The organism is Cytobacillus solani (assembly GCF_001420595.1).
GTDB classification, from domain to species: Bacteria; Bacillota; Bacilli; order Bacillales; family Cytobacillaceae; genus Cytobacillus; species Cytobacillus solani.
Genome location: NZ_LJIX01000006.1, coordinates 4,637,618 through 4,657,714 on the forward strand (window position 1 = coordinate 4,637,618; position 20,097 = coordinate 4,657,714).

The 20,097-nt window shown below is 41.5% G+C and carries 16 protein-coding genes; 3 read left to right on the top strand and 13 right to left on the bottom strand.

Translation table 11 applies throughout. The annotated features are described in order from the left end of the window. Positions 1–491: 491 nt before the first annotated feature. Positions 492–1,688 carry a L,D-transpeptidase family protein gene (locus tag AN957_RS24815; RefSeq protein ID WP_056686743.1) on the top strand — a complete coding sequence of 399 codons (1,197 nt, stop codon included), beginning with the start codon at positions 492–494 and terminating at the stop codon, positions 1,686–1,688. 105 nt (positions 1,689–1,793) lie between these two features. Here the strand turns inward: AN957_RS24815 and AN957_RS24820 are convergent, their stop codons facing one another. The 13 genes from AN957_RS24820 to AN957_RS24875 all read right to left on the bottom strand — a co-directional run bounded on the left by AN957_RS24820 (position 1,794) and on the right by AN957_RS24875 (position 14,802). Further along, on the bottom strand, positions 1,794–2,546 hold the full coding sequence (locus AN957_RS24820) for an NUDIX hydrolase (RefSeq protein ID WP_056686746.1): 753 nt from the start codon (positions 2,544–2,546) through the stop codon (positions 1,794–1,796). A 61-nt stretch (positions 2,547–2,607) separates the two neighbouring features. Further along, positions 2,608–3,300, bottom strand: coding sequence for a hypothetical protein (locus tag AN957_RS24825; protein WP_056686749.1), 693 nt, complete (start codon positions 3,298–3,300; stop codon positions 2,608–2,610). Between the two features lie 40 nt (positions 3,301–3,340). Further along, positions 3,341–3,937: an SMI1/KNR4 family protein gene (locus AN957_RS24830; RefSeq protein WP_056686752.1), complete on the bottom strand. Its 597-nt coding sequence runs from the start codon at positions 3,935–3,937 to the stop codon at positions 3,341–3,343. Positions 3,938–4,037: 100 nt separating this feature from the next. Next, positions 4,038–4,985 (bottom strand): hypothetical protein, encoded by a 948-nt coding sequence (locus AN957_RS24835; protein ID WP_053478592.1) that lies wholly within the window; start codon positions 4,983–4,985, stop codon positions 4,038–4,040. Between the two features lie 47 nt (positions 4,986–5,032). Beyond that, positions 5,033–5,179: a hypothetical protein gene (locus tag AN957_RS28210; protein ID WP_172797676.1), complete on the bottom strand. Its 147-nt coding sequence runs from the start codon at positions 5,177–5,179 to the stop codon at positions 5,033–5,035. 124 nt (positions 5,180–5,303) lie between these two features. Next, complete coding sequence (locus AN957_RS24840; protein WP_053478591.1) at positions 5,304–5,873, bottom strand: cupin domain-containing protein; 570 nt, start codon at positions 5,871–5,873, stop codon at positions 5,304–5,306. 67 nt (positions 5,874–5,940) lie between these two features. Then, positions 5,941–6,756, bottom strand: coding sequence for a YwqG family protein (locus AN957_RS24845; RefSeq protein WP_053478590.1), 816 nt, complete (start codon positions 6,754–6,756; stop codon positions 5,941–5,943). 137 nt (positions 6,757–6,893) lie between these two features. After that, positions 6,894–7,952: a DNA-processing protein DprA gene (gene dprA, locus AN957_RS24850; protein WP_056686755.1), complete on the bottom strand. Its 1,059-nt coding sequence runs from the start codon at positions 7,950–7,952 to the stop codon at positions 6,894–6,896. A gap of 2 nt (positions 7,953–7,954) precedes the next feature. Continuing rightward, on the bottom strand, positions 7,955–9,478 hold the full coding sequence (locus AN957_RS24855; protein WP_056686760.1) for a YifB family Mg chelatase-like AAA ATPase: 1,524 nt from the start codon (positions 9,476–9,478) through the stop codon (positions 7,955–7,957). Positions 9,479–10,678: 1,200 nt separating this feature from the next. Next, positions 10,679–12,037 carry a M28 family peptidase gene (locus AN957_RS24860; RefSeq protein ID WP_053478587.1) on the bottom strand — a complete coding sequence of 453 codons (1,359 nt, stop codon included), beginning with the start codon at positions 12,035–12,037 and terminating at the stop codon, positions 10,679–10,681. A gap of 435 nt (positions 12,038–12,472) precedes the next feature. Then, on the bottom strand, positions 12,473–12,931 hold the full coding sequence (locus AN957_RS24865) for a DinB family protein (RefSeq protein ID WP_053478586.1): 459 nt from the start codon (positions 12,929–12,931) through the stop codon (positions 12,473–12,475). Between the two features lie 139 nt (positions 12,932–13,070). Continuing rightward, a complete protein-coding gene (locus AN957_RS24870) occupies positions 13,071–13,820 on the bottom strand; it encodes an effector binding domain-containing protein (protein ID WP_053478585.1) in 750 nt (249 codons plus the stop codon). Between the two features lie 67 nt (positions 13,821–13,887). Next, entirely contained in the window at positions 13,888–14,802 is a 915-nt protein-coding gene (locus tag AN957_RS24875) for a helix-turn-helix transcriptional regulator (protein ID WP_056687320.1), read from the bottom strand. 696 nt (positions 14,803–15,498) lie between these two features. On the opposite strand from AN957_RS24875, the gene AN957_RS24880 reads away from it, so the two are divergent. Both AN957_RS24880 and AN957_RS24885 read left to right on the top strand, forming a co-directional pair. Further along, complete coding sequence (locus AN957_RS24880; protein WP_056686763.1) at positions 15,499–17,115, top strand: hypothetical protein; 1,617 nt, start codon at positions 15,499–15,501, stop codon at positions 17,113–17,115. Next, a complete protein-coding gene (locus AN957_RS24885; RefSeq protein ID WP_053478846.1) occupies positions 17,108–19,927 on the top strand; it encodes a DEAD/DEAH box helicase in 2,820 nt (939 codons plus the stop codon). The genes AN957_RS24880 and AN957_RS24885 overlap by 8 nt, the downstream gene beginning before the upstream one ends. Positions 19,928–20,097: the final 170 nt, after the last annotated feature.

Consider the following 20,097-nt stretch of genomic DNA (forward strand, 5'->3'; position numbering starts at 1 on the left):
TCACGCGGTGACAGGCACCGTTAGCTATATTTTAGACTACTTTTTGTTATATTCATAGATTTTTTGGCAATAGGACAGGGATGGCGGAGAGACAAGGGGACAGGAACCTTGTTCCAGTAAATAATAAAAATGAATTGCCGGTCTGATGAACTGAACAAACCTATATGTACGAAGGAATAACCAGCAGACCGGTATTTACCTGCTTGGTTGTGAGCAGTTCCTTCTGAATATTATTTAGAAGTTAACCAGTTTACTATATTTGGAATATTTATAACCCTAGGGTACCTGTCCATTTGTCCTGATGGGTAAAAGGTTGTAGGTAAGAGAGGTTCATTTTAGCTAATATTCCGCTATATTTTGTCCATATTTTGGTTAAATAGGAGTGATTTGTTATTTTCATGGTCCTATTTTTATTATTTTTGCTTTATTTTCTTTCATAACAAGCTATAATTTGGGAGATTTTGTAGAATTTTAGTGTGAGGGGAAGAAACATGTCGAGTAAGATGGATGTTCAGAAAGGGCAGCTCTCTCGGTCTAAGCGAATTAGGGCTAGCAGACAAAGAAAAAGACGCTTTACTTTTATTTTTTTCATGCTTTTATTATTGATAGGTCTTTTCGCAGCAGTACCAGCTATTCAATCAAGCACAATGGCTGATCAGCTTATTCAAGTAGTAAAACCAAAAGAGAAGCTTGCAAATCAAGAGGAAGTTTTAGCTTCGTCACAGAAAACGCCACCCCAAAAATTATCAGAATTAGGACAAGAATTAAAAACTGAAATAAAGGTGGATGCAATACAGACAAAAGCTGAGAAGAAATGTACATGTCAAAATGAAGTGAAGAAGAAAGAAGACATACATGTGATCCAACGTGAAGGGAAAAAGAAAGAAGACATTCGTGTGATCCAACGTGAAGGGAAGAAGAAAGAAGACATTCGTGTGATCGAACATGAAGTGAAGAAGAATGAGACTCTTTTTAGTATTACTATGCTCTATTTTTCAAGCAGTCAGTTTCAGAATAAGATTTCTTCTTATAACGGGATTACTGATCCTGCAAAAGAGATTCGTTCAGGGATGAAGCTTAATATACCGAATCCTGAGTTTATGTTTGATCATAAGGTGAGTAAAGGCGAAACACTTGCAAGCATTTCGAGAAAATATTATGGAAGCGCTTCCTATCGTGTGTCATTAGCCAATTTTAACGGAATCAAAAATCCCGATCAATTGAAATATGGGGAGACGGTGCAGATCCCAGGTCCTTTTGTATTACGAAAATTATCAGAAAATAAAGATAAAGAGAAAGCAACAGGCGTGTACAGCATCGTTATTACGAAAAAGACAAATAAGCTTGTGGTTTATCAAGACAAGAAAGCGATAAAGACTTTTTCAGTTGGGACAGGGAAAAACTCATCGCTCACACCTGAAGGAACGTATAGAATTGTTAACAAAATTGAAAAACCATGGTATAGCCCAAAGGATATCCCTGGGGGCGATCCAAAGAATCCGTTTGGCAGTCATTGGCTTGGTCTTGACGTACCAGGAACAAAGGGAACAAAATATGGGATCCATGGAACGAACGATCCATCCTCCATTGGAGGCTACGTCAGTTTAGGCTGCATTCGACTGAAAAACGCTGATGTCCAATGGCTATTCCAGCATATCCCATTGAAAACGGTGGTTACAATTAAATAAACGGGATAAAAACCGAATCCCAGTTAATAATAGATTCAGAGAGTCGATCAGGATCGGCTCTCTTTTCTGTGGAATGTCACTTAGTAATCCCTTGAACATGAGTGCCTATTTTTCTGTATATTTTAAGAGTGTCTCAGCTAAATAGTCGACCATAGGGGCTTTCTCGTTTTGGAGAAATGCTTCAACAGCTTCTTTTTCTAATGGAACGAACAGGAACTTATCAAACTCAGGCTGCTGACCATTTTCTATTATATGTTGGTTATGATTTAAGAAATAATCATGCAGTTCATTCGCTGTAAAATCTACCGATAATTCATAGATAACTGCCCAAAAGTCGTGCGAGCCTTTATGCTTTAAGAATTTAGGTCTAAACGAACGAACAACTGGCGAGTGAATGTCCAGCCCCATCTCCTCTTTTAATTCTCTGCTAATGTTATCTTCCATATTAAATTTGGAATCTCTTAAATCCGATTCATCCAGTCCGCCACCTGTGAATTGCAGTCGCCCAGGGGTGGAGGTCGTTTGATTCATTCTGCCGAAGGCCAAATGGTTGTCTTTCGTAATGACCGATGCGCAGGAATAGATGACTTTACACGGATAGTCACACGTGGGATGGTGCATTGTGTATAAATAGTGTTTGTAGTCGGTTTTCACAACGGTGATTTCTAGTTTCTCGGGTGTTTGTCTAATATCTGTAATAGTGAAGGCTTCTCCATTTCTAAGTGCAGGATTTTTGCTTATTTGTTCATTCCAAAAGCGATCATGGTTGTTGCTTATCTCTTGGGGAATCCTGCTTGGACTTGTGCTCAATTTGACTATTATGCTTGGTGGAGCTTTTTCGATGATGAGTGGCTGCATGGGGAACCTCCTATCTGTTCAAGTTATTTTTCGAATAAATGAATACCCTCAAATTCAAATCTCAATAAAAAATATCTATGTTTTGTATAACATTTTCAATAGGAAGGATCCTTTTTTTTAACACTTGTCTCTTACGTAGTTCAACTAGAAAATCAATAAGTTCCGATTTTGATGGGAGACCTGATATAACATAAGAAAATTCATTATTTGCGGACTTCTCATGGACATATTTTTCTAATGCGTGAATGACAGTTACTTCATGCTTCTCCTCTAAGGAGGTCCACCTTTTTAAATCGTCCCATGAAAAGTTTGATCTTAGAAATAATTCGTCCCAGCCTTCTGTCACAGGAAATTTCACATCGTTCTCCATCCAGGAAATCACATCCCTCGAATGAAAATCACCAAGATGGGAAAGTGCTTCATACCCCGTTATCTTTTTATTAGATGATTCAAGAAAATTAAATACTAGCAGTAATCCTTTATCCTTACTTGTACACATTGCTGTTAGGTACGAACGTAATCTTGTATCTATATGATCTGGTTTATCTTCCCATATGCTGCTAACCCATGTTTCGGCGTATAATCCTAAAACTCGTCCGATCATCCCACATATTAGCTTCTGATCTTTAAATGCCACTTCTTTATACAATTCTTTTAGAAGGAACTGAAACAACTCATTTCTATCAAATCTCTGGAGTAAGGTGATTGTTTCTAATTTCTCTCGATAAACAACAAATGCTGCTAGCTGTTCCATATTATTTTTCACATCTTCTAAGGTTGTCTCTGAAAATGTCTCAAACGGCTGCTGGACTTGCAGTGTCCAATCCAGAATCGCTTAGAAAATATTCAAACTGCCACTTTTCACTGCCGATACACCCAAGTTCAGTAATCCTAAGTAAATAATCGATAAATGAATCGGCAATATAAGTAATCGTGTCTTCTTCATGGTCCCAATAAATAACTGGTTTTTCCGCACTGTCAACAGACATATCAAATGCGTAAATATCTCCATTTCCAGAGTGAGAAAACTCTAATTTCCCCCTAAGGGTACTCCCATCATCTTCTCCATCCTCAAGTAGATCGTCAGCTATATTTAAATTTTGAAGGAAGTCGATATTCCAATTGATCTCACCTGAAAATATTTCCCTAAATTCGCAGGGAATCATTGTATCCTCAGAAAATGAGTAATAAAAGGAAAGTGATTTTCCGATATTATGTACTATGTATTTATATGAAGGAGGTAATTGACACCCTAACTCCTTTTCTTTCGCCTCTATCTCCTGCATCGTTGCCTTTTTACCAATTTGAATTTGGCGGACTTTGCCGTTATTCTTCTCTAATTTTTGCAGTATTTGTTTCCATTTTGAAATAAGAAATTGAATATCCTCCATTTTTCACCCTCTCCCTCTGCAGCTGATTTTTGTAAATACCTTCTTGATCTAACCTGTGTCATGAAGATCAGTAATTACAACGAAAAACAGCGTTCATTCTTCATGAATCAACGCCCGCAAACTCCGCAATCAAGTTCTTTTTCATTTGTTCTGTGTCTATTGTTTGCCTCCCACCACTTCCCTTTAAAACGCATCTTGGCAATGGCAGGTCTAAAATATGGTTCATCACATCAAGTTCTTCCGGATAATGCACGATCATGTTCCCCTTTTCCGGGTAATTATGTTTTCTCTGCCACGAGATTAATCCCTTGCAAAAATTATCATTAGCCGGCATTTCGATTCGATTGAAATCTTCTTCTGATAATAGATACCTGGCTATCTGGTACAGCCCATGCGCTTCTGTGCAAAAGCATTTATATATTTTTGGACGGTCAATCCTTGTGGAATGTTTACATACATCACTCAATGCTTCCGTTGCTTTCTCCATATCCTTATTCGATAGGGCCATTAGATAGGAAACGATTGCTTTTTCCCATAAACCCTTCTTTTGACTCAAAAATTTTTCTCCTGCAGGATAAGCAAATTCCATCCATTGCTGATTTTTATACCATAATGACATGAGCAAATTACTGGCAACGACATAAAAAGGGTATCCATTCTTGCATAGCCCCAATTCCTCAGGAAAACATTTCTCGACTGCCTCTTTATAATTGCAGGCCATGCTATCCATCACATTCCAGAAATATAGACAATGATCATAACCGCCAGCTTTCATATCTAGTAATCTATGTTTGCTGTAATGGTAAATGGTATGATTCAATAACTCATAATCATTACTCTGAAAAGCCTCAGACAATCCCAATAAATATGGATTTTTTATTAAAGCTAAATATATAGTTATATCCGCATCTTTTCTTCTTTTATCAATCTTTGTGTATATTTCAAATTGGTGGTTTATATAATCTTCCCAGTCTACATATGTATAAACATCATTGGTCTCTGCTGGATTATGATATATTTTTAGATATTTCTTTGCTATCTTCTCCATGCGAGTTCCTCTTTTCAAATATTGTATTGATTCCTTCCTCTTCCCGCTTAACCAATCATTTTAAATACAAATGCAATTAGATAGAGTGGGATTCCGACAATGAGCATTCCAGCGAGTAGATAGCAAAGACTAGTAATTAAAAACTTAAAAACATCATAGATTGCTCCAGCCAAATCATCAATAAATCTTGCCATTATGATCCCCCCATTATTGGTATGATGCCTGTACACTTTACAAAACTACTTCTTCAATATAAAAAAGCTATATTCAACGTGCAGCGATGCAAAGGATCACTTTCCATCGCTGCACCGAAGAGATTTAATGCCCATGCTCCGCTGCCATTGCATTTGCTTTTGTCATATGAACTGTACCCCATGGATGTTGGGGAGGTGCATAAATCGAGTATAGTTTCAGCGGGACATTCCCTGTATTTGTAACATTATGCCATGTTCCAGCAGGGATCATGATGGCATCATCATCATTGACTTTTTTCCTATAATATAAATGATCTTTCTGATTCCCCATATGAACAATCCCCTGCCCTTGTTCAATCCGCAGAAATTGATCAAGGTTTGGATGCATTTCCAATCCAATGTCTTCACCAGCTTTAAGACTCATCAACGTAACTTGCAAATGCCTTCCTGTCCATAAAGCTGTACGATATGCACGATTTTGCTTGGCAGCCTTGTTGATATTCACCACAAATGGTGCTGATCCATAATCCTTTAATTCAATACGATTCCTTTCTACTGGTGACTGAACGGGAAGCCATTGCGTATTACGATTCACCCCGTTGGGAACATTCCAGTAAGCAAGACTTCTTCCATGGATGTCCATTGGTAAGTGAACATGATATGGATTTGGGTATATATAAGGGACATCATACATCTTCCTTCAACCCCTTTCAGATTTATAAAATCATTCTATGCACTCTGTTAGGGGATGTTATGTTTTTTTAATAACAATCCCAATTATAGATAACGTTTGAAAAATTCAAGTTAAGCAAATCTTCTTTTCGAATGAAAAAGTTTGCAACGCCACTGTCTCCCCACATGATCCCATGATCATCATCACTATCTATTTGAAGTAAAAGAATCTCGTGGTCGACATAACGTTTTTGACTATCTCTAGGGTCCCCTTGTGTAAAGAAAGGATATCCCCCCATTTTGTGGCCATCCCCTAGGAATGTATCAGAATAAATTTCCCAAAGTTCTTTTACATCTTCCCCATCACTTACCTCAAGGTTTAAATCTACCGTCTCAAGTAACTCATCTATTTTATAATGTTCAATGGATACTGGTTCGTAATCTACACTAAACGTAAGGGCTAATTCATGCTGAATTGGAAAATAATCTGTATTAAGATCATACATATAGGAGAAGTCGCTAATTAATAATGATTCGTCTCTCTCAATATGCTGATGAAATAATAGTTTAAAATTTCTTTGGCTTGTCATATGATCAAAGTCTAAACCCATCACATCATCCTCAGCTGAGATAAAAAATTGTAAGATCCCATGCGTTGGCATTTCCTTTAGGACAGGGATTTCCTCAAAATTTATCTGTGCTAACAATTTCATTGGTTTATTAGTCGCATCCTTTGGATGTTCTGTTGTTTTTGGAAGATAGGGGTCGCCTGCAAACTTACTCTGAAAAAGGGTTGTTCGTCTTTTGGATGCAGAAATTTTAACAAAAGGTTTTATTGTACCTTCGATTTGCTTTCGATAGACTTCCAGTTCCTTTGGTAATGTTAATTTCGGAGTCTGACTCATATGTAATCGCCGCCTTTACGTGGATTTCAGATAAAATTAGTTTCCTCTATTAACAATTTACATTATATAACAATTTCTCATTTCATACCGTATGAACTTTCAATTGCATTTAGCAGATTTTTAGTCACATTGAACCCTCACACCAGATAAACCACATTTCCCCTAACGATAATTTTCTTTTCCAGTTCTAATTCGACCAGCTGGTCCATGATTTCGGTGACGTCGAGGTTTATTTGCTTGGATAGTTGCTGAATGGTAGCGGGAGAGTCTGAAAGGAGCTGGAGAATGGGGGATTCGGGGATTACGGTCGCTGGGTGATGTTTGCTGTGTTCTCGTTTTTCTTTGTGTGCTTGCAGGCTTTGAATCCCAAGGTACGGCGGGATCCCTTGAGCAAGGAGACGGTTTGTACCTATCCCTTCTTGGGAGTCAATCCGGTTGGGAACAGTATAGATAGGTTTATTGTTCTTGATGGCAAAGTCTGCTGTCCAGAGAGCACCGCTTCGTTCACTAGCCTCCACAATGACAAGCTCTGTGGACCAAGCGCTGATTAGAGCATTTCTTGCGAGGAAATATTTAGGGGATGGCCGTGTTCCAGGCGGATACTGCGAGAGAAAGGCACCGCCATTTTCAAGGATTTGCTGATAAAGCATCCTGTGCTCTGGAGGGTAGCAAACATCTGGCCCGCAGCCAAGGAAGGCAATTGTGTATCCTCCTTTTCGGCAGCAGGCAACTTGTGCGTAGCTGTCAATTCCTTTAGCAAAGCCGCTGATAACAGGAATGTTTATCGCTGCTAGTTCCTCTCCTATTTGTTTGGCGATTTTCCTACCATAGGGCGAGCATCTTCTCGCACCAACAACTCCAACCGTGTTGTGGAGCGGCTGGAGTTCTCCTTTGTAATAGAGAATAATTGGCGATTGCTTGCTCTCGCGGGCAAATTTTGGGTAGTGTTCACTCGTAAAAGGAAGCAGGCTCACCCCGCTTTTTTCTGCTGTTTTCAGGATATTCTCTGCATCTTTTAGACCCCGGTTTATGAGGATCGATTTCATTGCAGTTTTTGTCATTTTGGACACCACTGTAAGGTCATCCTCAGTTGCTTCAAAAACAGCCTTGGGCGATGGGAAGTGCATAATGATCTGTTTTTGCAAGACGGGTCCTACATGCTTTAAGCGGCTTAGCCAAATCCAATAAATGTCCATCATCATCCTCCTATGAATGTTGTTTCTTTTTCAATATCCCGGCTTAAAAGGCTTTTCTTTAGATGTTGAATGTGTATTTGCTCCTCTCCATCCAAATCTGCAATTGTACGGGCGATTTTAATAAATTTATGCAGGGAACGTCCGCTGTATCGGAAACGGTGATAAACTTGCTGCAGCAATTTTGTACATTCCCTGTCAAGCGGGCAAAATTGATTGATGAGGGCTGGGGTTAGCTGTGCATTGCAGTTAATATCAGGAAGCGCTTCGTATCGTTTCTGCTGAATAGATCTTGCTTTTTCCACTCGGGTTCGAATGTCTGCTGAGCTTATCCCCTCGTCCTCCTCATTAAAAAAGTCAACTGTGCCCACATATTTTTGAATATCCATTCGATCCATAATGGGGCCGGAAAGCTTTTGACGATATTTTATGATTTCGTAGTCTGTACAGCGGCATTTCTCCTGTCCGTGATACCCACATGGGCAAGGGTTCATGGCACCAATAAGCATGAAATTGGCTGGAAATGTGTTCGAGCCCCAAACTCTTGAGATGGTGACTGCATGATCTTCAAGCGGCTGTCTTAGCGAATCCAATGCCTTTTTACTAAACTCGGCGATTTCATCTAAAAACAAGACTCCACTATGTGCAAGGGAAATCTCACCAGGCAATGCATACGTTCCACCGCCGATGAGTGCGTTTGTTGAGGCGTTATGGTGCGGAGATCGAAAGGGGCGCTTCGTGATGAGGCTGCTTTTATCTTTTAGCAAATTGGCTACACTGTATATTTTCATGACTTCGAGTGATTCATTTTCTATCATGTTGGGGAGGATGGTTGGGATCCGCTTGGCAATCATGGACTTGCCGCACCCCGGTGGCCCGACCATGAGAAAGTTATGACCGCCTGCCGCAGCGATACTAATGTAATCAACAAGTGAATGGAGACCTTTTACATCTTTGAAATCAACTGAATATTCATTTGTGCTTGGTGGATTAATTATTTCTATTGCGGGAGGGGGCTGTTTTCCATTGAGGAAATGAATGGCTTCTTTCAGTGTATTACAGCCGATAATTTCTAATCCTTTAATGATCTGGGCTTCCTGTACATTTTCCTTTGCGAGAATTATTCTTTTTAATTGACACTCTTTCGCTTTTACGACCATTGGAAGAATGCCTGAAACAGGGCGAATAAAGCCATTGAGGGATAACTCGCCGATTAGTCCTGTTTTGGAAAGCGAGACTGGACGGATTTGATTCGTTTGGAGTAAAAGGCCTATTGCCATGGGGAGGTCAAAATGGGTGCCGGTCTTTTTCATATCTGATGGCGCTAGGTTGAATACGATTTTTTGCGGCGGGAACTTATAGCCAGCATTTTTGATGGCGGCTTCCAATCGCTCCTTCGCTTCCTTTACAGCTTTGTCGGCGAGACCGACGATGGATACGGTCGGCAAGCCAATAAGTGTGTCGGTTTCGACCTCTATGAGATGGCCTTGGATACCTGTCGTGGTAAAGCTTTGTACGGTTGAAGCCATGATTGCATCTCCTTATTTGTATTTTTTCGAATGAACGAGTTCCAACATTATTGCAAAACAAAATAAAGGAAGGTCACTCGTTTCTCCGGGGTGTTTTTGTCCTTTTTTCGTACCTGATGATGCAAGAAATAGATTATACGCTCGATCTTGAACATTCTGGAAAAGTGCCATATTTCTGATTGCCTATGAGATTTCGTACTGGTGAGGAATAGCTGGAGTGTTAGAGGAAGGTATTTCTCTATTATTATACAGCATTGATTCTATTAGTTTCTCTTTAAATAAAAAAATATTAATAAAGTTGAGATGCCTGATTGACATACTTTCCACGCACACAATCACACATGCAATATCCATGAGCGACACTAGCCACCATTCGTGAAGAATGAACTAGAAAAAGAGAGTTACATTAAACTTTTTACGAAGGGGCTCACCAATTCGGACACAATTGACTTTGTTTTTTCTTAATTTGTCCGAAGTTGACTCAAGTTCGGACTCCTTTGCTCTTGAATCCTCCTAACCTGTCCGAACTCCTCTCAAGTTCAGACTCCTTTGCTCTTGAATCCTCCTAACCTGTCCGAACTCATCCCAAGTTCGGACTTCTTTGCTCTTGAATCCTCTTAACCTGTCCGAACTCATCCCAAGTTCGGACAACTTTGCTCCTGAATCCTCCTAACCTGTCCGAACTCATCCCAAGTTCGGACTTCTTTGCTCTTGAATCCCCCTAACCTGTCCGAACTCATCCCAAGTTCGGACTCCTTGCTCTTGAATCCTCCTAACCTGTCTGAACTCATTCCAAGTTCGGACTTCTTTGCTCTTGAATCCTCCTAACCTGTCCGAAGTCACCCCAAGTTCGGACTTCTTTGCTCTTGAATCCCCCTAACCTGTCCGAACTCATCCCAAGTTCGGACTCCTTGCTCTTGAATCCTCCTAACCTGTCTGAACTCATCCCAAGTTCGGACTTCTTTGCTCTTGAATCCTCCTAACCTGTCCGAACTCCTCTCAAGTTCAGACAACTTTAACCTTGAATCCTCCTAACCTGTCCGAACTCATCCCAAGTTCGGACTTCTTTGCTCTTGAATCCTCCTAACCTGTCCGATCTCATCCCAAGTTCGGACTCCTTGCTCTTGAATCCCACCTAACCTGTCCGAACTTCACTCAAATATCCACGAGCGGTGGCATGCACCGCCCATGGACACTCTATTAATCTACAGCGCGATCTTCAAAATAGTATTTAATGATTCCAGGTGTCTTAGGGTCTGTAATATGGTAAACAGATGAGCCTACGATTTTCGCTACTTGAAGAAGTTTTTTCTTATCAATTTTATCTAGTGTGTCTGTCGGCTGGTGGTACCAAGGCTCGACTGGTGAATGAATAAATAGAGCTGATGGGATTCCTAGGTCATGGAATGGTTGATGGTCGCTTCGGCCAAGCTGTCCATACGGAAGAACCTCATTAAAAAGATGATAGCTTGACGTTGCTCCTAAGTCAGTCACGAGATTTTTCTTGCCGTCAATTGTATACATGATTAATCCGCCAGCTTCGTTATCTCCTCCGGCATCACGGCCGCCAATCATATCCATTTGGAAGTGCGCAACCATTTTTTTAACATCTGCCTTCGGAAGTTTAGACCCATAGTAAGACGAGCCGACTAGCCCTCTTTCCTCAGAACCAAATGTAAGGAAGCGAATTTCTGTATCTGTTTTTTCCTTCGCAAACAGTCTTGCTAATTCAAGGACAGCAGAAACTCCTGATGCATCATCATTCGCACCTGGTCCACCAGGCACTGAATCATGGTGTGCACCAACTGTTACGATTTGTCCTGTATTTTTCTTCTCCGTTGCTGGTTTTGTGGCGATTACATTGTAGGAAGTCTTCTCAATTTTTTCAATGTCTACATCCAAAGTTACGGAAAGCTCTTTAGCCTTCAACTGGTCAACTAGCTTCAGTCCTTCCGCTTTGGTAATAGCAACTGCCGGAATATTTTGCCCCTCTGCAGCTTGTCCGAATGTATTGCCTTCATCCGAATTATTGTACATCAGGACACCGACTGCCCCTTTTTCAAGGACATTCTTAATCTTATCAACGAAAGCGATGTCTCCACGTTCTGCTAATACAATCTTTCCTTTTACATCCCCAACTTCCTCAGGTGTTGCCTTCCCTACATACACTAGTGGAGCAGTTACTTTTCCGCTCGCACTGCCGCTAAATGCGTGAGGGGTTCCACCTAGATCGGTGTCGCCAATTTTCACTTTTACATGATTGGTCTTGAAATCGTAAATTGGAAATGGCTGAATTTCTGTTTTGTAGCCTAGCTTCTTAAATTCTCCCTCTATATATTTGACGGCTTTAAGCTCTCCTTCTGTTCCAGCTTCCCTAGGTTGCTTAGATAACAATTCAATTGTTTTATACATATTGTCCGCACTGATCTTCTTCAGAAACTTATTTTCTAATACAACCTCATATTGCGTGTTTGGACTGACAATCGTTGCCGCGTGAACAGTTCCACTGGATAAAACCAAACCCGCTGCTGCAAATAAAGCTACTAATTTACGATTCATCGTATTCCTCCTAGTCATTTTTAATATGACTCTATTATTGATATAATTAAATATTTTGTAAATTGAAACAATAATACAAATCTATCCATTTTTCAGCAGGAAGAGCCACTGTTTTCAGGAAGAATGGGTTTATCTTTCATATATCTTTCTGTTTGACGAATGGAAATTAGTATATTGAAATAGAAATCCCTGCCTATATACCTATCTAGTTTTTCCAAGTAAAATCATTCTCTTAGTACGAAATGATTAATCGAGAGGAATACTATTTATCAGCATTTTAATAGAATGAGAGATTACGCAAAAAACAACAGGATCTCCCTATTTTCGACATTATTAATGGGGAAAATATTATTTATACTTGTGAGGAGGAAGCTGGCAATAGGAATAAATAGAAAAAGAGAGCCCATGCGTACAGACACGGCTCCAGTTTTTCTGTTAAATGACATTTTTTATTTGTTCAAAATGATGATTGTCATGCTCGACCATTCCTTGAAAATAGGCTGCAAGTGAAAGCGTAGACTTGCCAATGATTAGCTCCTTGGACCAAAGGTCGTCATTCATCTCTTGTAAAGCAGATAGTAGTGTTTTTCTGGTATCTGCAAACCGCTCAATCGTTTCTTCTTTTGTTCGCACCCTGCTTTCAGAGGCTGCTTGATCATTGAGCGCTTGAGCATCCGGACCTTTCGGCAAATCGATATCCTTGAAGAAGTATGGCATTCGATCTTTTATAATAAACATATCCCACGGAATCAGATGGCCGATGATTTCCGCAATGCTCCACTTTCCTTCTTTAATTGGTGTTCGCCATTGCTCCTCTGATAATGTTTCTAGTTTTTGCACCCATTGGATAGATTGTTCGTAATGCAATAAGATGTTCTGTTTTTCCAGTTGCAATTGGCATACCTCCTTTCTTATTTTGTCGAAAAATCAATAAATTGGAAATTTCGTAGATATATCTGCATATTTCGTAGATATATTATTAATTTCGCAGATATTTTACTCATGTTCGCAGATATATTCCTGCTGACCGCGATTATTGTTTTATCGCAATATAGATATCAACTTGAGCCTCAAGCGGGTTTGCACATCTTTCATCATATACTTCGAAATCACCTGTATAGGCTCTTGTAAAGTCAGATTGCTCAAACCATGCCCAAATTTGCTGCCATGCTTTAATGACGATTTGCGCGATAGGTCCTTTTTCGGTTGTGAAGACAACATATTTGGCAGCTGGTATGGTTATCGCAACGAGTCCCTCAGGCAATGATGCATCCGCACTTCCTTGCAGTCCGATTGTCATACTGTATTCACCATTCACCCCATCAAGGTAGTCAGAATAAAGACCATATGTAATGGCTCCCTCAGGGTTTGGAATTTGCTCATATATTTTTTGCTGATAATACTTCTCCCACATTTGCGGGATTTTTGCGTCCATCGTCATTTCATTGGCATTCGACGTTCTTGACGTCATGCCAATGATGGTAAACGCCTCTTTTTCTATAATGACTGGTTCATTCATCTTACTGTTGCCGCTCCATCTTTTTAATGTTGGCAAGAAGTTCGTCAGAATCGTCCGAGCTTCCTCTTCACTTTTTCCATCCTCTTTCATAAAAGGAACACAAAGATCAATCATGTCCTCAACCGTCATGTTTGGCTGTTTGAATTCGCCCTTTTCATAGCAGTAAACACAATACTCCCTGCTTCTTCCTTCATCCTTCTCCGTACCAAATATTTTTTCCTCATTCATCGGCATTCCACAGCTTTGGCAATAAACAGCATTCATCAAAAACACACCTTTCAATTGTTTGTACTCAATATACCAAGGGAAACCTGACAGCTGTTTGTCATATTTACAAATATTTTTCTAAAATTTCTTTTGCTCGCATTGTTACTATTTCCCTTATATGAAGAGGCTCCAGCACCTCTACCTTATTGCCAAAGCTGAGGATAAATCCGTATAGCCACTCGTCCTCAGGGATGTCAACTTTTATAATCGAAGCACCGTCCTCAATCGCCTCGATGCCGAACATTTCCTCAATCATTAATCGATGTTCAGGTTGAAACGCGAGCTTTAGTGCAACCGTATTTTCTGGCGCATTCCATTCCTTGTCCCATGGACGCTCAGTCAAATCTATTTCTCTGCGGACAAACGTAACTTTGCAGCCCTTTACCTCTTTCATCCTGGCAATTTTAAAAAGCCGAAAGGCCTCTCTTAATTGACAATAGCCGTAGACATACCAGGATCTCCCTTTTTCAACAAGTGTATGGGGCTCAACCGTCCGAACGGATTGTTTTCCACCAGCGTTTCCGTATGTAAAAGTTATACAGGTTGAAGATTCAATTGCCTGTTTGATCGTTGTCATTTTTTCCTTCAAAAATGGAGTTGTCCCCCACGGACTATAATCAATGAAGAGATAATCCGAGGTATTTTTGACCGATTCTTCAGCAATCCCCGTAATTTTTTCAAGAACGGCTTCCGCATGCGGATCCTGGTAAGAGGTAAGCACACTTTTTAAAGCGATAGAAATGGATGCCAGCTCCCCTTCTGTCAGCACCTGCTTATCCATGCGGTACCCCTCTATTAAACTAATTCCTCCATTCACTCCTTGATAACTTACGACAGGAATTCCCGCTTGACTGAGCGTGTCCACATCCCGATAAATGGTCCTTACTGAGACGCCAAAAGCTTTAGCAAACTCCTGTGCTGTTACCTTTTTTCGGTTTATTAAAATCATCGTCATCGTTAAAAGACGGTCTAGTTTCATAGTTTTCTTCCTTTTTAGATAAGATGCTATCAGAAAAAATTCTATATGGATATTGGAAAATCCTTTATTATTTGAGGGTACATGAGGAATTTGGTTCTCAGGCACATGTAGCTTCCTCTTGTTACCGCGAACACTCTCTTTTCTTCTTTCTTGGGCACATGTGGCATCTTCTTGTTACCGCGGACACTCTCTTTTCTTCTTTCTCGGGCACATGTAGCATCTTCTTGTTACCGCGAACACTCTCTTTTCTTCTTTCTTAGGCACATGTAGCTTCCTCTTGTTACCGCGAACACTCTCTTTTCTACTTTCTCGGGCACATGTGGCATCTTCTTGTTACCGCGAACACTCTCTTTTCTACTTTTTGGGGCACATGTGGCATCTTCTTGTTACCGTGAACACTCTCTTTTCTACTTTCTTGGGCACATGTGGCATCTTCTTGTTACCGCGGACACTCTCTTTTCTACTTCATCGGGCATCATCACTCTCCTCTGATTACCGCTTCACGCCTATTCTCCCTTCCTCAGGCATCATCGCTCTCCTCTGATTCAATTTCCACACAGTGATTTACCACTTCCATACACCCGTGCGAACCCTCCTAAGAAATGTTATAATTAAGGAATATGCTTTTGTGCCTGATGTCACTCGCGATTCTCCATAACGGAGTGTGACAGAGGCAATCGGTGAGGAGGATTATCTATGACTGCAATACCTGAGCGTTTCCATGAGCCTTTGCAGTTTGCAGCGAATGAATTGATGGAGTTACTGCGTGCAGAGAATCCCGAGCATGAGCGCCTCATTCAGAAAGGGCTGATGCTGTTTCGGCAGGGGCTCGTTTATCAGCTGCGTTTTGATGGAGATGAAATTACCGCGACAGTGCAGGATGTAACGCCAGCGAAGGTTCAGTTAAACCTTAATTTTATCCAATTAAGTACGTGCTCTTGTCCAGCCGATGAATTTTGCCGCCATCAGCTGGCTGTCTTTTTCCAGCTTCTTTCGCATGCGAGAAGTGTCAGCACTTTGGTGGAGGAATGGCGGAAGCCGCTGCGGGAAAAGAAAGTGGCTAAACAGCTAGGTATTCAGAAAGCAAAGGATTTATTGCAGACAGCTGGGCGGCTGAAGCCCAATTATGACAGGTGGATTGCGGCCTTTGATGAAAGCTTTCACACGATTTTGGAAGGGAACGGCGAACCAAAACCATATGTGATTACCGAGCTTTACAAGGTGTATACCCGAAGAATGAAGGCAAATGCCCCCTATGAGCAGGAATGGAAGCTCCTCTACTTCCTTGTCGGACATGTATTTTCTTTTAAAAAGCTGATGGGGTTAAGTGTGAAATATGGGCATTCTGCAGAAATGATTCATCGCTATTATAAACAGCTTTTCTATGAAATAGCGGATGATGTAGTCGACGTCATTCACTCCCTTTCCGTTCATTCCCTGCCTTTTGCTTTTGATGATTTCATTGAGAAGCTGAAAGAGGATTCCTCTGGGCTCATTACGGCTGAATTCCCGCTTGAATTTGAACGGATTCACTTGTACCGCATCCTATGGACGAAGTTTTTCAAGAAGAAGGACTGGTGTCAGGAGGAACTTAAGAAATTAAGGGCAGTTGAGGAAAATAGCCATCCCTTGCTTATCGGTATGATTCATCTTCATTTTCTGCAAAAAGAGGATGACATCATTCTGGAACAATTGGCTCTACCGGATAAATGGATGACCCCATTTATCACATATTGGATTGAGCTCCTCACTGCGCAAAAGGACTGGAAACGGGTCGCGCCTTTTATCGAGGTGTATATTAAAAAGTTAAAGGATTATCTATCTATACCCAAGGACTATTATGAAAAGATGAGCTATACAAGACATACAATCAAAACGATCCAACCATATTGCATCGAAGCAAACCGGCAAGATCTTTATGAAAAAGCCTTGATGGAAATGCTGCCATACAGCTATAACGAATATGAATATCTTCTTTTTGACAATGAGGCATTTGATCGCTGGACCGATTTACAAGCCTATATGGGTCTTGATATCGATAGGCTGCAAAGCGATCGGCTCAAAGCACTTGAAAAGCAGCATCCTCACTTGCTTTTGCCGCTCTATCATCAATCTGTACAAGATCATATTGCACAAAAAGGCAGAGATAATTACCGCCAAGCAGTCCGAAAGATGAAAAAGCTCCGCACCTTGTACAAAAAGTTAAAGCGGCAGGACGACTGGGCGTACTACTTGGAAGCACTGCTTGAAAAAACGAAACGACTACGCGCCTTTCAAGAAGAATGTAAAAGGGGTAAGCTGATTGATGCTTAAAACTAGACATATAACCATTGCCGTACGGAATATCAACACAGATCTCTATTATCTATCTGCCCAAAATGAAGAGGGGCAGTTCCTTGCACCTGAAGCTTGGATTCGGCTTCTCTTTCATCATCATGAAGAAAGCTTCTATGGAACGCTTTTTAATGAGAAGGAAATTGTTGACGGAAAAGACCTTCCCATCAACGGCTGGCAGCTTGTTACCTTGTTTGCCCGGGAGCAGTTCAATCAATTGATTGAGTGGGACTGGGATGAGATGGCGCAAATTTGCTTAGCCGCGGCACTGCCGATTTATGAAGCCATCACTGAAAAAGAATGGATTCCGGATTTTGCTTCTTGGGAAAAGGAAGAATTTCGCTGGGCATTGCCTGATCGGGTGATGAATGAATTCGCATCCTCCTTCTGGGAGCAAATCATTGATGAAACGCCCGTTAAAGACTTTATCCAGAATTGGTATCATCATTCATTGGATGCCTATTTGGAGCGAAAAAGCGAGACGAGGGCTGTCTTCGGTGAAAAACTTAAGGCACTTCGAAATGATCAGCTCTCCCCTCGTGATCTTGCTGCCTATTTTGACGAGGAAAGCTGGCAGGAATGGATTGGCCTCAAGGAAAGCGATGTACCTTTTACTATCGGGCTCAAATTAGAAGAGCCTGCGGAAATATATGACCAATGGGACCTCAGCATTTTCCTTCGCGGAAAAAAACAGCCTGATTTGCTTGTTGATCGGAATGACTATGCCAACTACCCGCGTGGCTGGAAGAAACATGAGGAAGCGATTGAAAAAGAACTGCAGCGCTGGATCAGCGTATTCCCTTGGCTTGCCGGTGAAAAAGGGCTTGCCAGCAGGCTAACAGAAGAGGAAGCATGGACATTTTTAACAGAAGCGAGTGAAACCCTGCTCTCCCTTGGCGTTGAAATCCTATTGCCATCCTGGTGGCAAGCGATGCAAAATGCCAGTCTGAAAGTAAAAGCACGGGTAAAAGGCCAATCGAACCATCGTCCATCCTTCGTGGGCCTCCAAGCAATGCTTGATTATGACTGGCGCATTTCCATGAACGGAGTAGACCTGTCAGAGGATGAATTCAACAGTATGGTTGAAGAAAAGCGTCGTCTTGTCTATATTCGCGGGCGCTGGATTAAGCTTGACCCCAATTTTGTGCGGCAAATTCAAGATTTAATGAAAAAAGCAGAAAAGGAAGGCCTGCATGTACGCGATTTAATCGAACAGGAGCTCCTTCAGGATGAAGAGGCCGAAACGGATGAACTCGAAAACCCGCAAGCCTTCGCGAAAATTCAAATCGAACTGAATCGTCAATGGAAGCAAATGGTGAAGCAGCTTCGCGACATAAAGGACATTCCGCTTGAGGAAGCACCCGCTGATTTCCAAGGCGATCTCCGTCCCTATCAGAAGCTCGGCATGAGCTGGCTCTTCTTTTTGCGGAAGTACGGGTTTGGCGCCTGTTTGGCAGATGATATGGGGCTTGGGAAAACGATTCAGCTGATCAGTTATCTTTTAAAGGTAAAAGAGACGGAAACAGACAGCGGTCCTGCGCTAATTATTTGCCCCACTTCGGTATTGGGCAACTGGCAAAAAGAGATTGAACGTTTTGCACCTAATCTGAACGTCTATCTCCATTATGGCGGGAATCGGCTAAAAGAAGAGGTATTTTCTAAACAAGTAATGGCCTCGGATGTCGTTCTCACCTCCTATGGGCTAACCCATCTAGATGTGGAGGATTTCGAACGCATCGAATGGAGCTCGATTAGCATCGATGAGGCGCAGAACATCAAGAATGCTCAGACGAAGCAGTCCAGAGCAGTAAGGAAATTAAAGGGGAAACATCATATTGCCCTAACCGGCACACCGATGGAAAATCGCCTGTCCGAGCTATGGTCCATTTTCGACTTTACAAACCACGGCTATCTTGGCAGCCTCGGCCAATTCCAAAAGCGCTTCGTTCTGCCCATTGAAAAGGACGATGATGTAGAGAAGGTTCAGCAGCTTCAGGCTTTCATTCGTCCCTTCCTGCTTCGCCGGACGAAAAAGGATGAAGAGGTTGCACTCAATCTGCCTGATAAACTTGAGCAGAAGGAGTATTGTCCGTTAACACCTGAGCAAGCCTCCTTGTATGAGCAGCTTGTGAAGGACACCTTTGCACAGATTGAGCAGTTGTCTGCCTTTGAGCGCAGGGGATTGATTCTGCAAATGCTGAGCCGCTTGAAGCAGCTTTGCAACCACCCGGCCCTCTACTTAAAAGAGGAGAGACCAGCGAATATGATTGCACGCTCAGCAAAACTTGAAAAGCTGAGTGAACTGCTTGATTCTGTCCTTGAACAAGGAGAAAGCTGTCTCATTTTCACGCAATATATTGAAATGGGCAACATCATCCGCAACATGGTGAAGAAGAAATTCGGAGTGGATGTTCCATTCTTGAATGGCAGTGTGCCGAAAAATGAACGGGATCGGATGATTGCTCAGTTCCAGGAGCACCAATTTCCTATCTTCCTTTTATCATTGAAGGCTGGAGGAACCGGCTTGAATTTAACCGCCGCCAATCACGTGATCCACTATGATCGCTGGTGGAATCCTGCCGTTGAAAATCAAGCAACAGACAGAGCCTACCGCATTGGGCAAAAACGCTTTGTTCATGTCCATAAGATGATCTGTACAGGCACACTCGAGGAAAAAATTGATGCCATGCTTGAGAAAAAACAATCCTTGAACGACCAAATCATCCAAAGTGAAAGCTGGATTACCGAGCTTTCTACGGATGAACTGCGAGATCTTGTCTATTTATCATAATGCTTAGCCACTAAACATTGTTTTAGTGGCTATTTTTAAGGGCGGTAAGAAATGAGGAGTATTGGTTACCGTAAATGAGTAAATTTCGGATTTGCGGTCACCAATGACGGCCTTTGGTTACCATGAAAGGGAAAATTTCGGATTTGCGGTCACCAATAAATAAAGATCTT

What these genes read in the sequence shown, in the direction of transcription:
- AN957_RS24845 (WP_053478590.1), bottom strand. Translation starts at nt 6,756, where the DNA reads ATGAGTCAGACTCCGAAATTAACATTACCAAAGGAACTGGAAGTCTAT.
- AN957_RS24880 (WP_056686763.1), top strand. Translation starts at nt 15,499, where the DNA reads ATGACTGCAATACCTGAGCGTTTCCATGAGCCTTTGCAGTTTGCAGCG.
- AN957_RS24820 (WP_056686746.1), bottom strand. Translation starts at nt 2,546, where the DNA reads ATGCAGCCACTCATCATCGAAAAAGCTCCACCAAGCATAATAGTCAAA.
- dprA (WP_056686755.1), bottom strand. Translation starts at nt 7,952, where the DNA reads ATGGACATTTATTGGATTTGGCTAAGCCGCTTAAAGCATGTAGGACCC.
- AN957_RS24835 (WP_053478592.1), bottom strand. Translation starts at nt 4,985, where the DNA reads ATGGAGAAGATAGCAAAGAAATATCTAAAAATATATCATAATCCAGCA.
- AN957_RS24855 (WP_056686760.1), bottom strand. Translation starts at nt 9,478, where the DNA reads ATGGCTTCAACCGTACAAAGCTTTACCACGACAGGTATCCAAGGCCAT.
- AN957_RS24840 (WP_053478591.1), bottom strand. Translation starts at nt 5,873, where the DNA reads ATGTATGATGTCCCTTATATATACCCAAATCCATATCATGTTCACTTA.
- AN957_RS24875 (WP_056687320.1), bottom strand. Translation starts at nt 14,802, where the DNA reads ATGAAACTAGACCGTCTTTTAACGATGACGATGATTTTAATAAACCGA.
- AN957_RS24870 (WP_053478585.1), bottom strand. Translation starts at nt 13,820, where the DNA reads ATGAATGCTGTTTATTGCCAAAGCTGTGGAATGCCGATGAATGAGGAA.
- AN957_RS24825 (WP_056686749.1), bottom strand. Translation starts at nt 3,300, where the DNA reads ATGGAACAGCTAGCAGCATTTGTTGTTTATCGAGAGAAATTAGAAACA.
- AN957_RS24885 (WP_053478846.1), top strand. Translation starts at nt 17,108, where the DNA reads ATGCTTAAAACTAGACATATAACCATTGCCGTACGGAATATCAACACA.
- AN957_RS28210 (WP_172797676.1), bottom strand. Translation starts at nt 5,179, where the DNA reads ATGGCAAGATTTATTGATGATTTGGCTGGAGCAATCTATGATGTTTTT.
- AN957_RS24830 (WP_056686752.1), bottom strand. Translation starts at nt 3,937, where the DNA reads ATGGAGGATATTCAATTTCTTATTTCAAAATGGAAACAAATACTGCAA.
- AN957_RS24860 (WP_053478587.1), bottom strand. Translation starts at nt 12,037, where the DNA reads ATGAATCGTAAATTAGTAGCTTTATTTGCAGCAGCGGGTTTGGTTTTA.
- AN957_RS24815 (WP_056686743.1), top strand. Translation starts at nt 492, where the DNA reads ATGTCGAGTAAGATGGATGTTCAGAAAGGGCAGCTCTCTCGGTCTAAG.